Annotated in this window: 11 protein-coding genes and 1 pseudogene; 10 read left to right on the top strand and 2 right to left on the bottom strand. The window is 73.2% G+C overall.

The genetic code is table 11. From position 1 onward, the window contains the following. Positions 1-57: 57 nt before the first annotated feature. Positions 58-1,602 carry an MFS transporter gene (locus tag ACAX67_RS02830; RefSeq protein WP_370702295.1) on the top strand — a complete coding sequence of 515 codons (1,545 nt, stop codon included), beginning with the start codon at positions 58-60 and terminating at the stop codon, positions 1,600-1,602. An 18-nt stretch (positions 1,603-1,620) separates the two neighbouring features. Here the strand turns inward: ACAX67_RS02830 and ACAX67_RS02825 are convergent, their stop codons facing one another. Beyond that, positions 1,621-2,199: a winged helix-turn-helix domain-containing protein gene (locus ACAX67_RS02825; protein WP_370702294.1), complete on the bottom strand. Its 579-nt coding sequence runs from the start codon at positions 2,197-2,199 to the stop codon at positions 1,621-1,623. 67 nt (positions 2,200-2,266) lie between these two features. On the opposite strand from ACAX67_RS02825, the pseudogene ACAX67_RS02820 reads away from it, so the two are divergent. Further along, positions 2,267-3,313: pseudogene (locus ACAX67_RS02820) on the top strand (MFS transporter); the annotation flags it as partial. Positions 3,314-3,540: 227 nt separating this feature from the next. Here ACAX67_RS02820 and ACAX67_RS02815 read toward each other — a convergent pair. Further along, positions 3,541-4,299: an enoyl-CoA hydratase-related protein gene (locus ACAX67_RS02815; RefSeq protein ID WP_370702293.1), complete on the bottom strand. Its 759-nt coding sequence runs from the start codon at positions 4,297-4,299 to the stop codon at positions 3,541-3,543. A 96-nt stretch (positions 4,300-4,395) separates the two neighbouring features. Between ACAX67_RS02815 and ACAX67_RS02810 the strand changes: the two genes are divergently transcribed. The 8 genes from ACAX67_RS02810 to ACAX67_RS02775 all read left to right on the top strand — a co-directional run bounded on the left by ACAX67_RS02810 (position 4,396) and on the right by ACAX67_RS02775 (position 13,455). Continuing rightward, a complete protein-coding gene (locus ACAX67_RS02810) occupies positions 4,396-5,901 on the top strand; it encodes a molybdopterin-dependent oxidoreductase (RefSeq protein ID WP_370702292.1) in 1,506 nt (501 codons plus the stop codon). A 70-nt stretch (positions 5,902-5,971) separates the two neighbouring features. Next, on the top strand, positions 5,972-6,634 hold the full coding sequence (locus ACAX67_RS02805; RefSeq protein ID WP_370702291.1) for a fasciclin domain-containing protein: 663 nt from the start codon (positions 5,972-5,974) through the stop codon (positions 6,632-6,634). A gap of 39 nt (positions 6,635-6,673) precedes the next feature. Beyond that, positions 6,674-7,279 carry an ECF RNA polymerase sigma factor SigK gene (locus ACAX67_RS02800; protein WP_370702290.1) on the top strand — a complete coding sequence of 202 codons (606 nt, stop codon included), beginning with the start codon at positions 6,674-6,676 and terminating at the stop codon, positions 7,277-7,279. Beyond that, a complete protein-coding gene (locus ACAX67_RS02795) occupies positions 7,276-8,022 on the top strand; it encodes an anti-sigma factor (RefSeq protein WP_370702289.1) in 747 nt (248 codons plus the stop codon). Before ACAX67_RS02800 ends, ACAX67_RS02795 begins: the two co-directional genes overlap by 4 nt. 9 nt (positions 8,023-8,031) lie before the next feature. Beyond that, positions 8,032-10,116, top strand: coding sequence for an FAD-dependent oxidoreductase (locus ACAX67_RS02790; protein WP_370702288.1), 2,085 nt, complete (start codon positions 8,032-8,034; stop codon positions 10,114-10,116). Then, on the top strand, positions 10,113-11,399 hold the full coding sequence (locus tag ACAX67_RS02785; protein WP_370702287.1) for a class I SAM-dependent methyltransferase: 1,287 nt from the start codon (positions 10,113-10,115) through the stop codon (positions 11,397-11,399). Before ACAX67_RS02790 ends, ACAX67_RS02785 begins: the two co-directional genes overlap by 4 nt. Beyond that, positions 11,396-12,658: a class I SAM-dependent methyltransferase gene (locus ACAX67_RS02780; RefSeq protein WP_370702286.1), complete on the top strand. Its 1,263-nt coding sequence runs from the start codon at positions 11,396-11,398 to the stop codon at positions 12,656-12,658. The genes ACAX67_RS02785 and ACAX67_RS02780 overlap by 4 nt, the downstream gene beginning before the upstream one ends. Continuing rightward, entirely contained in the window at positions 12,655-13,455 is an 801-nt protein-coding gene (locus ACAX67_RS02775; protein WP_370702285.1) for a DUF1295 domain-containing protein, read from the top strand. Before ACAX67_RS02780 ends, ACAX67_RS02775 begins: the two co-directional genes overlap by 4 nt. Positions 13,456-13,462: the final 7 nt, after the last annotated feature.

Here is a 13,462-nt window from a genome sequence, read left to right as displayed (position 1 = left end):
ACGACGACCCGCCCACCCATGTTGACATTGCCAACATCTCGGCGCACCATGGTCTGCATGTTGACACCGTCCACATCCCGCAAGGCCGGCATCCTCGTCGCCGTCTACGTCGCGGCCCTCGCCATCAACCTCGACATCACGATCGTGAACGTCGCGCTCCCGAGCATCGCGACCGAGCTCGACGCCGGCACCCGCGACCTGCAGTGGATCGTCGACGGCTACAACCTCGCGTTCACCGCCCTCGTGCTCGCGGCGGGCAGCATGTCCGACCGCTACGGTCGCCGCCCTGCCCTGCTCGTCGGCCTGCTCGGCTTCGCCCTCGCCAGCGTCGCCGGCGCGCTCGTCACGAGCGCGGGTGCTCTCATCACCGCTCGCTTCGTGATGGGGGCGTTCGCCGCCCTGATCTTCCCGACGACGCTGTCGATCATCTCCAACACCTTCACCGATCGGCGCCAGCGCGCGGCCGCGCTCGGCGGGTGGGGGGCGGTCGTCGGCGTCGGCGTCGCGTCGGGGCCGGTGACGGGCGGCCTGCTCCTCGAGCACTTCTACTGGGGCAGCATCTTCCTGGCCCTGGTGCCGCTCGCGCTCGTCGCCGCCGGCCTCGCCTACGCGCTGGTCCCCGAGTCGCGCGATGCCTCCGTCCCCGCGCTCGACAAGCGCGGACTGCTGGTGTCGGTGGCGATGCTCGGCACCCTGACCTACACGGTCATCGAGGCGCCGGAGCACGGCTGGGGCAGCGCGTTCACCGTCCTAGGCTTCGCCGCGGCGGCCGCACTGGTGGCGGTCTTCGTGGCCGTGGAGCGCGCGGCGGAGCACCCGATGCTCGACGTACGCCTCTTCGCCGACCGGAGGTTCAGCGCCGCGAGCGGTGCCGTGACCGTCACGTTCTTCGCGCTCTCGGGCTTCATCTTCCTGATCACCCAGTACTTCCAGGTCGTGCGCGACTTCGGCCCACTCGCGACGGGCGCACGCATCCTCCCGGTCGCGATCTCGATCGCCGTCGCCTCGGTGGCCGGCGGCATCCTCGCGCCGCGGGTCGGCACCCGGGCCGTCGTCGTGACCGGCCTGGTCTCGTTCGGCACCGCGATGGCCTGGATCGCCTCCTCCGTCGAGGTCGACACCTCCTACGCGGCGACGATCGTGCCGCAGATGGTGCTGATGGGGCTGGGCATGGGACTGATCTCCACGCCGGCGACGGAGTCGATCATGCTCGTCCTCCCACCGGCCCGCGCCGGCGTGGGCTCGGCCGTCAACGACGCGACCCGCGAGCTCGGTGCCACTCTCGGAGTCGCCGTGATCGGGTCGGTCTTCTCGTCGGTCTTCGGCGCCCGGCTGGTCGACAGCGCGATGGCCTCGACCGGGCAGGCGCAGGCAGCGGGCGACTCGGTGCCGGTCGCCTTCGGGATCGCCGGCGCCGACCCCGCCCTGGTGAGCGCCGTGCAGGACGCGTTCCTGTCGGGCCTCACCACCGGCTGCGCCGTGCTCGCTGCGCTGTGCTTCGCCGCCGCCGTTGTCGGTCTGGTCGCCCTGCCCGGCCGACGGTTCCACGCAGCCAAGGTCGCCGAGGCGGCGGAGGACGCGCGGCAGCCGGCCGCCGCCTGACGCGCCCCTCGCCGGGACTCAGAGATCGGGGTCCGGATCCTCGGGGTGCGGCTGGAGGACCGAGAACCACAGGTAGGTGCGGCGGTCGTCGTCGGTGCCGCGGGTGCGCTCGGCCCACCGATCCACCACCGCGTCGAGCTCGGCGGCGAGCTCGCTCGCCTCGTCCTTCGTCAGGCGGACGGCCGTCTCCGTCACCGTGCGGAGGATGTCGCGGTCGCCGCGCGGTTCGGCGTACGCCGCCTCCACCACCGCGTGGCCCCAGGCCACGCGGTGCCGGCGGAACACAGCGGCGGCGGAGCGCCCACCGGGCGCCTTCTCGATCTCGCCCAGGTCGATCCGCACCCCGTCGTCGGAGACGGCGCGCCACGCCCGGTCGCGCCGGTCGCGCGCCGCCTCGGGCGCCTCCTCGACCAGCCCGTACTTCGCCAGCTGGCGCAGGTGGAAGCTCATCTGGTTGGCGGGCAGGCCGAGCTCGCGGGCCAGGTCGGCGGCGCGCATCGGTCCGCTGGCGGTGAGCTCGGTGAGGATCCGGTTGCGCGCGGGGTGCGCGATCGCGCGCAGGATCTTCGGGTCACGGACCAAACGGTTCGACGGCACGCCACCAGCCTACCAAATTGCGCACGCACTATTGCGCAATGTTTATTGCGCACTATAACGTGCGGATATGCCGTCGTACCGTGCCCTGAGCCGCAACCACGACTTCACCGTGCTCTGGATCGCCCAGACCATCAGCGAGGTCGGGAGCCGGGCGTCGCTCTTCGTCTTCCCGCTGCTCACCTTCGCGCTGACCGGATCGACCGGCCTGGCAGCGGTCGTCGACGCCGTCTACCTCCTCGGCCTGGCGGGCGCGCTCCTCCCCGCGGGCCCTCTCGCCGACCGCGCCGACCGCCGCCGGATCATGCGGTCCGTCAGCGCGGTGGGGGCCCTGCTCTACGCGTCGCTCGCCGCAGCGATGCTCGCCGATGCACTCACCGTGCCGCACCTGCTGGTCGTCGCCCTGCTCACCGGCGCCGGGTCCGGCTTCTTCGGGCCCGCGGAGGCCACCGCGGTCCGTGCGGTCGTGCCCGCCGAGGACCTGCCGACCGCGATGAGCCAGAACCAGGCCCGGCTCCACCTCGCCACGCTCCTCAGCGCGCCGGCCGGCGGTCTGATGTACGCCGTCGCCCGGTGGGTGCCGTTCGTCGCCGACGCCGCGACCTTCGCCCTCTCATGGCTGCTGCTCGGCCGGCTGCGGACCGACCTCTCCGCCCCGGAGCCGACACGGCCGCGCAGGAGCGCGGTGCAGGACCTCGGCGAGGGACTGCGCTTCATCTGGTCGCGCCCGCTCTTCCGCACCCTGTCCCTCTGGGGGCCGCTCTCGAACCTGACCATCAACGCGCTCTTCTTCGCGGCGATCCTGCGCCTCATCAGCGGAGGGACCGACGCCGTGCACATCGGCCTGGTCGAGGCCACCGCCGGCGCGGCGGGGATCGTCGGTGCCGTCCTCGCTCCCTGGATCGTCGAGCGGGTGCCCACGGGCCGGCTCACCATCGCGGTCGCCTGGGTCTTCCTGCCGCTGGTCGCGCCGATGGCGTTGTGGAACCACCCGGCCGTGGTCGCCGCGGCGCTCGGCCTCGGCATGCTCCTCAACCCGGCGGGCAACACCGGCATGAGCTCCTACCGCCTGCTCGTCACCCCGCCCGAGCTCGTCGGCCGGGTGCAGGCGGCGAGCCAGTTCCTCGCCATGGCCGCGCTGCCGCTGTCGCCCCTGGCGGCCGGCGCACTGCTGGCGCTGCTCGGTGGCGGCCCGGCGGTCGCCGTGCTCGGTGGCCTCAGCGGCCTGGTCGCCCTCATCCCCACGCTGTCGCGCCACGTCCGCTCGGTGCCGCGGCCGAGCGAGTGGGCGCCCCGACCGCCCGTGCCGGCGGGTCCCCTGGACGACGCCGGCGACGACGACCGCTACTTCTTGCGCGAGAGGAACGCGGTCATCGCCTCGCGGGCCTCCTCGGAGCCGAAGAGCCGCGAGCTGAGCGCGACCATCTCCTCGGCACCGGCGTCGATGCGCGCGACGAGGTCGCGGTTGAGCACCCGCTTGGACTCGCGCAGACCCTGAGCGGCACCGGTGGCCAGGCTCGCGGCGGTGGCTGCCACGAGGTCGTCGAGGGCGTCGGCGGGCACCGCCCTGGTGACCAGTCCGTACGACGCCGCCTCGCTCCCGCTGAAGACCTCGCCGCCGAGCGTGGTGAGGGCCGCGGCCCGCGGGTTCATCCGGTGGTGGACCGTGAGGCTGATGATCGCGGCCGCGAGGCCGAGCTTCACCTCGGTGAGCGCGAAGGTGGCGTCGTCGGCGACGAGCGCGATGTCGGACGCCGCCACGATGCCGATGCCGCCCGCACGCACCGCGCCGACCACGACGGTGACGACAGGCTTGCCCATCGTCACGATCAGGCGCTGCAGCGCGACGATCGCCCGCGCGCCCTCCTCCATCGGCGTGGTCGACGCCTCCGACAGGTCCGCGCCGGAGCAGAAGACCCGGCCCGACGACGCGAGCAGCACCACCAGCACGTCGGGGTCGGCCTCGGCACGCTCGAGCCGCTCGACGAGCTCGCCGACCAGCTGGCGCGAGAGCGCGTTGCGGTTGTGGGGCGAGTCGAGGGTGATGGTCGCGACCCGGTCGGCGACGGCGTAGTGGACCAGCTCGGCGGGGGTGTCAGCCATGGGGCCATCCTCGCGGACGACCCACAGAAATACAATCAGGCCTGACTGTTTCTTAGTGCGACCCATCCGCCGCGGGCTCCGCGCCGAACACCCATCATGAGGACACGGTTGACCTGGGCGGCGTACGGCGTTCTCGCCACGCTCGCCGGCATCGGCGTCGCACACCTGGTGGCGGCGCTGACGGTGGCCGACACCTCCCCGGTGCTGGCCGTCGGCTCGACGGTCATCGACCTGACGCCGACCCCCATGAAGGACTGGGCGATCGAGCACTTCGGCACCAAGGACAAGACGGTGCTCGTCGGCTCGGTCATGGCGGCAGTGCTGCTCCTCGCCGGCGTCGCGGGCCTGCTGGCCCGGCGGCGCCTCCTGTACGGCGCCGGTCTGCTCGTCCTGCTCGTCGCGATCGCGGCCGGTGGTGTCCTGACCCGCCCTCAGGCCTCGGTCCTCGACCTGGGCCCGAGCGTGGTCGCTGCGGCCGTCGCGGTCGCTGCGCTGGTGTGGCTGGCACGCGAGCAGACCGGTGCCTCCGAGCCGGAGGGCGCCAACGGCCGCCGCGGCGTGCTCATCGCGGTCGGCGTGCTCGGCGGCCTCGCCGTGGTGGGCGGCGTCGGCGGACGACTGGTCAACAAGCTCCGGCTCCGTCCGGAGGACATCGACCTTCCCGCCGCCCAGGACCCCGCGCCCGCGCTCCCGAAGGGCCTCGACGACCAGGTCCCGGGCATCACGCCCTTCCGCACCCCGACCGACGACTTCTACCGCGTCGACACCCGGCTCGACGTGCCGATCGTCAGCTCCGAGGACTGGACGCTGACCATCGACGGCGACGTCGACAAGGAGGTCACGCTCAGCTTCGACGACCTGCTCGCGATGGACGTCATCGAGCGCGACATCACCCTCACCTGCGTGTCCAACAGCGTCGGTGGCCCGTACGTCGGCGCGGCACGCTGGCTCGGCGTACGCCTCACCGACGTCCTGGCCCTCGCCGGTGTCGGCAGCAAGGCGGACCAGATCCTGTCGACCGATGTCGACGGGATGACCATCAGCACGCCGCTGGACCTGGCGACCGACGGCCGCGACGCGATGCTCGCCTTCGGCATGAACGGCGACCAGCTGCCGCGCGAGCACGGCTTCCCCGTGCGCATGATCGTCCCCGGCCTCTACGGGTTCATCAGTGCCACCAAGTGGGTGACCCGGCTGACGCTGACCACCTACGACGACCAGAAGGCCTACTGGACCGACCGCGGCTGGGCCACCGACGCGCCCATCAAGATCTCCGCGCGCATCGACACCCCGAAGGCGCTCTCCGACCAGAAGCAGGGCGACGTCGTCATCGGTGGCGTCGCCTGGGCCCAGGAGCGCGGCGGGATCAAGGGCGTCCAGGTGCAGATCGACGGCGGCGGCTGGCAGGACGCCAACCTGGGGCCCGACGGGGGCGACGACTACTGGCGCCAGTGGTTCTTCAAGTGGTCCGCACCCTCCGGCTCGCACCGCATCTCCGCCCGCGCGGTCGCCGGCAACGGCGAGGCCCAGACCGCGGCCCGCGCCGAGCCGTTCCCCGACGGCGCGAGCGGCCTCCACGAGCTCATCGTCAACGTCTCCTGAGATCCACCCATCCGGATCGCCCACGACTCCGAACAACTGTCAACACCATCTCCACACGGAAGGCACCACCATGAAGCTCAACCACCTCCGCCGCGCCGGCGTCGCCACCATCAGCGTGCTGGCCCTCTCGGTCTCCCTCGCCGCCTGCGGCGACGACGGCGACGACAAGGGCTCCAGCTCGAGCGGCAAGTCCGACTCGATGTCCGACACCGGCGCTGACGCGGGTGCCCAGACCTTCGGCGACGGTTGCGCGCAGGTCCCGACCTCCGGTGCCGGCTCGTTCGACGGCATGGTCAAGGACCCGGTCGCCACCGCCGCGAGCAACAATCCGCTGCTGAAGACGCTGGTCTCGGCCGTCGGTGCGGTCGACGGGCTGGGCGACACCCTCAACGGCGCCGAGGCGCTCACCGTCTTCGCGCCGTACGACGGTGCGTTCGCCGAGATCCCGAGCGACGACCTCAACGCGCTCGTCGAGGGCGGCATGAAGGACGGCCAGAAGAGCACGCTCTACAAGATCCTCGCGCACCACGTGCTGGGCGAGAACGACGACGAGAGCGCCGTCACCGGTGACCACGACACGCTCGCCGGCGACTCGCTGACGATCGAGGGCACCCCGGAGGACGGCATGACCGTCTCCGACGGCACCGTGACCGCCAACGTCCTCTGCGGCAACATCCCGACCGCCAACGCGACCGTCTACGTCATCGACAAGGTCCTGACCGGGGTCAAGTGACCCTCGCCTGATCGCCCCGGACGCGGAAGGATCACCTACATGGACCGCGGCGTACCCGCCGAAGCCGGCGCCCCCCTCGCGGGGGTGCCGGCCGGCGGCGACCCCGACCCGGCCACGCTCCTGCAGCAGTCGGCCCGGGGCGACCGGGCGGCCTTCGCCGCCCTCTACGACGGCACGGCCTCCCGTGTGCACGGGCTGGTCCTCCGCGTGGTGCGCGACCCGGCCCAGGCCGAGGAGGTCACCCAGGAGGCCTTCCTGGAGATCTGGCGGACGGCGAGCCGCTTCGACCCCGCTCGGGGCGGCGCGCTCTCCTGGATGATGACGATCGCGCACCGCAAGGCGGTCGACCGGGTGCGGAGCGCGGAGGCCTCGAGCCGCCGCGACACCACCTACCAGCAGCAGAACCAGACGATCGACCACGACGCGACGGCGGACGCCGCGCAGGCCTCCCTCGAGGCCCGCCGGGTCCGCGCCGCCGTCGCGCAGCTCACCGACGTCCAGCGGGAGGCCATCCAGCTGGCGTACTTCGGCGGCTACACGCACACGGAGGTGGCCGCCCTCCTCGACCTGCCGGTCGGCACAGCGAAGACCAGGATCCGCGACGGCCTCATCAGGCTTCGCGACACGATCGGAGTAGGACGATGACCGATCCCGAGAACTACGGGGAGTGGACCGAGGTCCACGCGCTCTCCGGGGCGTACGCCGTCGACGCGCTCGACGACCTCGAGCGCGCCCGCTTCGAGGACCACCTCAGCAGGTGCGCGGAGTGCCGCGCCGAGGTGGACAGCCTCCGCGAGGCCGCGGCGGTGCTGTCGGTCGACGACGTCGAGCCGCCGGCCGCGCTGCGCGCCAGCGTGCTCGCCGGGATCGAGGAGATCCGTCCGCTGCCGCCGCTGACCCACCAGACGGTGCCCGTCACGACGCTGCGTCGCCGCCGGCCCGTGTGGCGCTCGCTGCCGTTGCAGGTCGCGGCCGCGCTGGTGCTCGTGGCGCTCGCCACGACGGCGGTCCTGCGGCCCTGGCACGACGACGCGCCGGCCCCGCTCACCGCCGACCAGGTGCTGCAGGCCGCCGACGTGCAGTCCGTCGGCCAGCAGCTCCCCGACGGCTCGGCAGCGACGGTCTACGTGTCCCGCTCGAAGGGCGCGGCGGTCGTCCGGACCCACGACATGGCGCTCGCGCCCGCCGGCAAGACCTACGAGCTCTGGCTCCAGACACCCGAGGGCGACATGGAGCCGGCCGGCCTGATGCCGGACGACCCCGACGCGACCGTGCTGCTCCACGGCGACGCCAGCGACTCGACCGCGGTCGGCATCACGGTCGAGCCCGACGGTGGCTCCGACCAGCCGACGACCGAGCCCGTCCTCCTCTTCGACCTCACGACCTAGAACCCCGCCATGACCCCACGACGACTAGCGGTCGTCGGCTCCGGCGTCGCCGGACTGACCGCCGCCTACGTCGCCTCGCGCACCGCCGAGGTGACCCTCTACGAGGCCGACGACCGCCTGGGCGGGCACGCCGACACGCACCTGGTCGACGACCCGGCGACCGGCGCCACCCTGGCGATCGACACCGGCTTCATCGTGCACAACCGACAGACCTACCCGGTGCTGCTGCGGCTCTTCGCCGAGCTCGGCGTCGCGACGCAGGAGTCGGAGATGTCGATGTCGACCAGTGACGAGGGAAGCGGCCTGGAGTGGGCCGGAGCGCTCGGTCGCCGCGGGCTCTTCCCCACCGGCGCCCACGTGCGCAACCGCCGCTACCTGCGGATGCTGGCCGAGATCCCCCGCTTCCACCGCCGCGCGCGGCGCCTGCTCGACATCGACCCCGGCTCCCGCATCACGCTGGCGGAGTTCCTCGAGGACGGGGGCTTCTCGCCGTACTTCCGCCGGCACTTCGCCGAGCCGCTCGTGGCCGCGGTCTGGTCCTGCGACCCGGCGGTGGCCACCGACTACCCGGCCGCCTACCTGTTCACGTTCCTGCGCCACCACGGCATGCTCGGCATCTTCGGGTCGCCGACGTGGCGCACCGTGTCCGGCGGCTCGCGGTCCTACGTCGACGGCGTGGCCCGGGCCCTCCGCGACGCCGGCGGCGACATCCGCTTCGGCACCCCCGTGCTGGCCGTCACCGAGGCCGGCGACCGCGTGCGGGTGCGCACCGCCTCCGGCGAGGAGGAGTACGACGCCGTGGTGATCGCGGCGCACCCCGACCAGGCGCTGCACATGCTCGCCGACCCCTCGCCGGTGCAGCGCGAGGTGCTCGGCGCACTGCCCTACTCGCCCAACACCGCCGTGCTGCACACCGACACCCGCCGCCTCCCGAATGCACGGAAGGCCTGGGCGTCGTGGAACTTCCGCCGGCCCCTCCCCGAGGAGCGGGCGCGCGGCCAGGTGCAGGTCACCTACGACCTGACCCGGCTCCAGCGGCTGCCCACCCCGACGCACTACCTCGTCACGCTCGGGGGCGAGCACCTCGTCGACCCCGCGACCGTGATCGCCAGACGCGACTACGCCCACCCGCTCTACACGCCGGCCTCGGTCGCTGCGCGCGACCGGCTGCCCGAGATCGACACCGAGCGGATCGTCTTCGCCGGGGCCTACCACGGGTGGGGGTTCCACGAGGACGGTGCGCGCTCCGGGCTGGCGGCTGTCGAGCGGCTGGGGCTGCGGTGGCCACCCGCGGCGGTCCGCGCGACGGAGCCCGCCGCCGAGCGCTCGCGGGCGGCGACGCCGTACTCCACCACGATCGTGCACACCCGGCGGACGCCGATGAAGCGCAGCTTCCGCCACCACTCGCACACCTGGCTGGTCGACCTCGACCACCTGCCCGAGCCCGGGCGCACAGGCTGGTGGCGCGGCACGTTCGAGGCTCGCGACCACCTCTCCGGAGATGCGGTCTCGATCCGCGCCGCGGTCGACGGCTTCCTGGCCGACCGGGGGATCGACCTCGGTGGCCCCGGACGCGGGCGCGTCCTGATGGCCGCCCATCCCCGCGCACTGGGGCACTGCTTCAACCCGATCACGGTCTTCTGGTGCTGGTCCGACCAGGCTGCGGCGGGCCCGCCCACCGCGACCGTCGTCGAGGTGCACAACACCTACGGCGGGCGCCACGCCTACCTGGTCGCCACCGACGAACGCGGAGCGGGAGAGGTCGACAAGGCGCTCTACGTCTCGCCGTTCCACGGAACCGACGGCCACTACCGCGTCGTGGCCCCGCCGCCCGACCTCGACACCGGCCGGTTCTCCGTGCTGGTCGAGCTGCACACCGACGACGGCGCCCGGTTCACCGCGTCGCTGGTCGGCGAGCCGGCGCGCGACCGCCCGCGCGTGGCGCTGTCGGCACTCCGAGGAGCCCTGCTCATCCGCGCCCACGGCATCGTCCTCTGGCTCCGCGGCCTGCCCGTCCAACCCCGACCGACCCCGCAGACCCGTCCGGCCTCCGTGCCGACACCCCGCACCCCCGAGCTGGAGGAGGTCCGATGACCGTCACCGAGCAGCGTCCGTCCGTCGACAACTGGCAGCACCTCGCCGAGGTGCCGCCCTCCGGGACCGGCGCCCGGATCGCGCGCCGGCTCTTCCGCACGGCGATCAACCGCCTCGACGTCACCGTCCACCTGGCCGCGACGGACAAGCACCCGGCGGAGACGATCGGCCGTGGCGGGCCGGCGATCCACGTGCACCGCCCCGACGAGCTCTTCGCCCGCCTCGCCAAGGACCAGCTGATCGGCTTCGGCGAGTCCTACCTGACCGGCGCCTGGGACGAGGGTCTCGACGCCGCACCCACCGCCCTCGGTGACTTCCTCACGGTGCTCGCCGCCGAGATCACCGATCTCGTGCCGCGCCCGCTGCAGGCGCTGCGCTCGTTCATCGTGACCAGGGTGCCGCGCTCCCAGCACGGCAGCCGCGCCAACACCCGGTCCAACATCGCGCACCACTACGACCTGTCCAACGACCTCTTCCGGCTCTTCCTCGACCCGACCCTGAGCTACTCCTCGGCGCTCTTCGACGACCCGGCGACCGCGACCGCGCGGGACCTCGTGGCCGCGCAGCACCGCAAGATCGACCGGCTGCTCGACCAGGCCGGCGTCACCGCGGGCACGCGGCTGCTGGAGATCGGCACCGGGTGGGGAGAGCTCGCGATCCGGGCGGCGGCCCGTGGTGCCGTGGTGCACACGATCACCCTGTCCAGCGAGCAGCTCGAGCTCGCCCGGGAGCGCATCGCGGCGGCCGGCCACGCCGACCGGGTGGAGGTCGAGCTCTGCGACTACCGCGCGCTGCTCGACGCACCGGCCGGCGGCTACGACGCCGTGGTGTCGGTGGAGATGATCGAGGCCGTCGGGTGGCAGTACTGGCCGACGTACTTCCGGACGCTGGACCACGTGCTCGCGCCCGGTGGTCGCGTCGCGATCCAGGCGATCACGATGCCCCACGACCGGATGCTCGCCACCCGCGACACCCACACCTTCATCACCAAGTACATCTTCCCCGGCGGCGCGCTCCCCTCGGTCCGCGCGATCGAGGAGACGGCTGCCCGCACCACCGGCCTGCGGGTGGTGGACCGGCTGGCCTTCGGCGCGCACTACGCCCGCACCCTCGAGTGCTGGGACGCCGCCTTCACCGCGGCGGCCGACGACGTGACCGCGCTCGGGTTCGACGCGACGTTCCGCCGGATGTGGCACTTCTACCTGGAGTACAGCCGCGCGGGCTTCGCCTCGGGCTACATCGACGACCACCAGATCACCCTCGCGAAGGAGGTGGAGCGATGAGCGCCGTCGCCACCCGGCTCGCCGACGCGCTCGAGCCCTTCATCGGAGGCGACCTCCCGGTCCGCCTGGTCGCCTGGGACGGCTCCACCGCCGGCCCGGAGGACGCGCCGACCGTCGAGCTCCGCTCGCCCGACGCGTTGCGGCGGCTGCTCTGGCAGCCCGGCGAGCTCGGCGCCGCGCAGGCCTACGTCACCGGCGAGATCGACGTGCCCGGCGACCTCGACGCGGCCCTGACCCACGCCTTCGCCGTGGCCAAGGAGCGCGACCTCCCCAACGGGCGGCCGCCGGTCCGCGCCCTGGCCGGGGCCGTGCGGGCGGCCGTGGGACTGGGGGCCTTCGGCCGGCCGCCCGCCCCGCCCGGCACCCAGGCGCAGGTCAAGGGCCGGCTGCACACGCGCGAGCGCGACCGCCGCGCGATCAGCCACCACTACGACCTCTCGACCGACTTCTACTCGCTCGTCCTCGACCCGACGATGGCCTACTCGTGCGGCTACCACGCCGATCCGACGGTCTCGCTCGAGCAGGCGCAGCAGGCGAAGTACGCCCTGGTCGGGCGCAAGCTCGGCCTCGAGCCCGGCATGCGGGTGCTCGACGTCGGCTGCGGCTGGGGCTCGCTCTCGATCGCCCTCGCCGAGCTCTTCGGCGTGCACGTCGTCGGCGTCACGATCTCCACCGAGCAGCAGCGCTTCGCCGAGGCCGCCGCGCGCCGGCGAGGGGTCGAGAGCCTCGTCGACTTCCGGCTGTGCGACTACCGCGACGCCGTACCGGCGCAGGGCGAGGAGTACGACGCCGTGGCCTCCCTCGAGATGGGCGAGCACGTCGGCGAGGACAACTACCCGACCTACGCCGGCGTGCTGCACGACGCCGTCCGGCCCGGCGGGCGGGTGCTGGTGCAGCAGATGTCGCGCACCGGCCCGTGGCCCGGCGGCGGTCCCTTCATCGAGTCGTTCATCGCCCCCGACATGCACATGCGGCCCGTCGGCGCGACCGCGGCGCTGCTCGAGGGCGCCGGCCTGGAGCTGCGCGACGTGCACGCCCTGCGCGAGCACTACGTGCTGACGGTCGCCGGGTGGATCGAGCGGTTCGAGAAGAACCGCGCCGAGATCACCGCCCTGGTCGGCGAGGAGATGGTGCGGGTCTGGGAGCTCTACCTCGTCGGCGGCTCGATGGCCTTCCGCGACGGCCGGATGGGCGTGGACCAGCTGCTCCTCGTGCGCCCGGGCGGTGAGCACGGCCTGCCGCTGGAGCGGTCGTGGTGACCGCGCTGCTCGTCGCGCTGGCGGCCGTGGCCGTCGTCGCCGGGGTGGTCATGACCGTCACCGCCCTCGTCGCCCGGCGTCAGGGGCGCGTCGTCGTCGTCGACGTCGCGTGGGGAGTCGCGCTCGCGCTGTCAGGATTGGCCGCGGCGATCGTGGGTACCGCGTGCCATCAGGGCCACCTCGGGCGCACTTGGGTGGTCTCCGCGGCAGTCGGGGCGTGGGGTCTCCGGCTGTCGCGGCACATCGTGCGGCGCTCGCACGGCGGTGAGGATCCCCGCTACGAGCAGCTGATGGGCGGACCGCTCGACGAGGTCGGCATGGGGGTCGCGGTCCGCAAGGTGTTCGCGATCCAGGGCCCGGCCGTGTGCCTGGTCGCGCTCCCGGTCGTGGTCGGCGCGGTCAGCGACGTCGCCTGGTGGCCGCTCGTCTGGGTCGGCCTCGCGCTGTGGGCGATCGGGCTGTTCTTCGAGTCGGTCGGCGACGCGCAGCTCGCCGCCTACCGCGCCCAGCCGCGCGACCAGCGGCCGCCTGTGCTCGACACCGGGTTGTGGCGCTACACCCGCCACCCCAACTACTTCGGCGACGCCTGCGTGTGGTGGGGCATCTGGCTGGCCTCGGCCATGGCGAGCGGTTGGGTCGAGGGCCTGGCCACGGTCGTCGCCCCCGCCGCGATGAGCTACTTCCTCGTGTGGGCGACCGGCGCCAAGCCGCTGGAGCGGACGATGATGCAGCGGCCGGCGTACCGCGCCTATGCCTCGCGCACCTCGATGTTCGTCCCGCTGCCGCCCCGGGGATAGCCGCCGT

The organism is Nocardioides candidus (assembly GCF_041321175.1).
In the GTDB taxonomy this organism is placed as follows: Bacteria; Actinomycetota; Actinomycetes; order Propionibacteriales; family Nocardioidaceae; genus Nocardioides.
The sequence above is the reverse complement of the archived record's forward strand: the minus strand, read 5'-3'. Positions and strand labels throughout refer to the sequence as shown.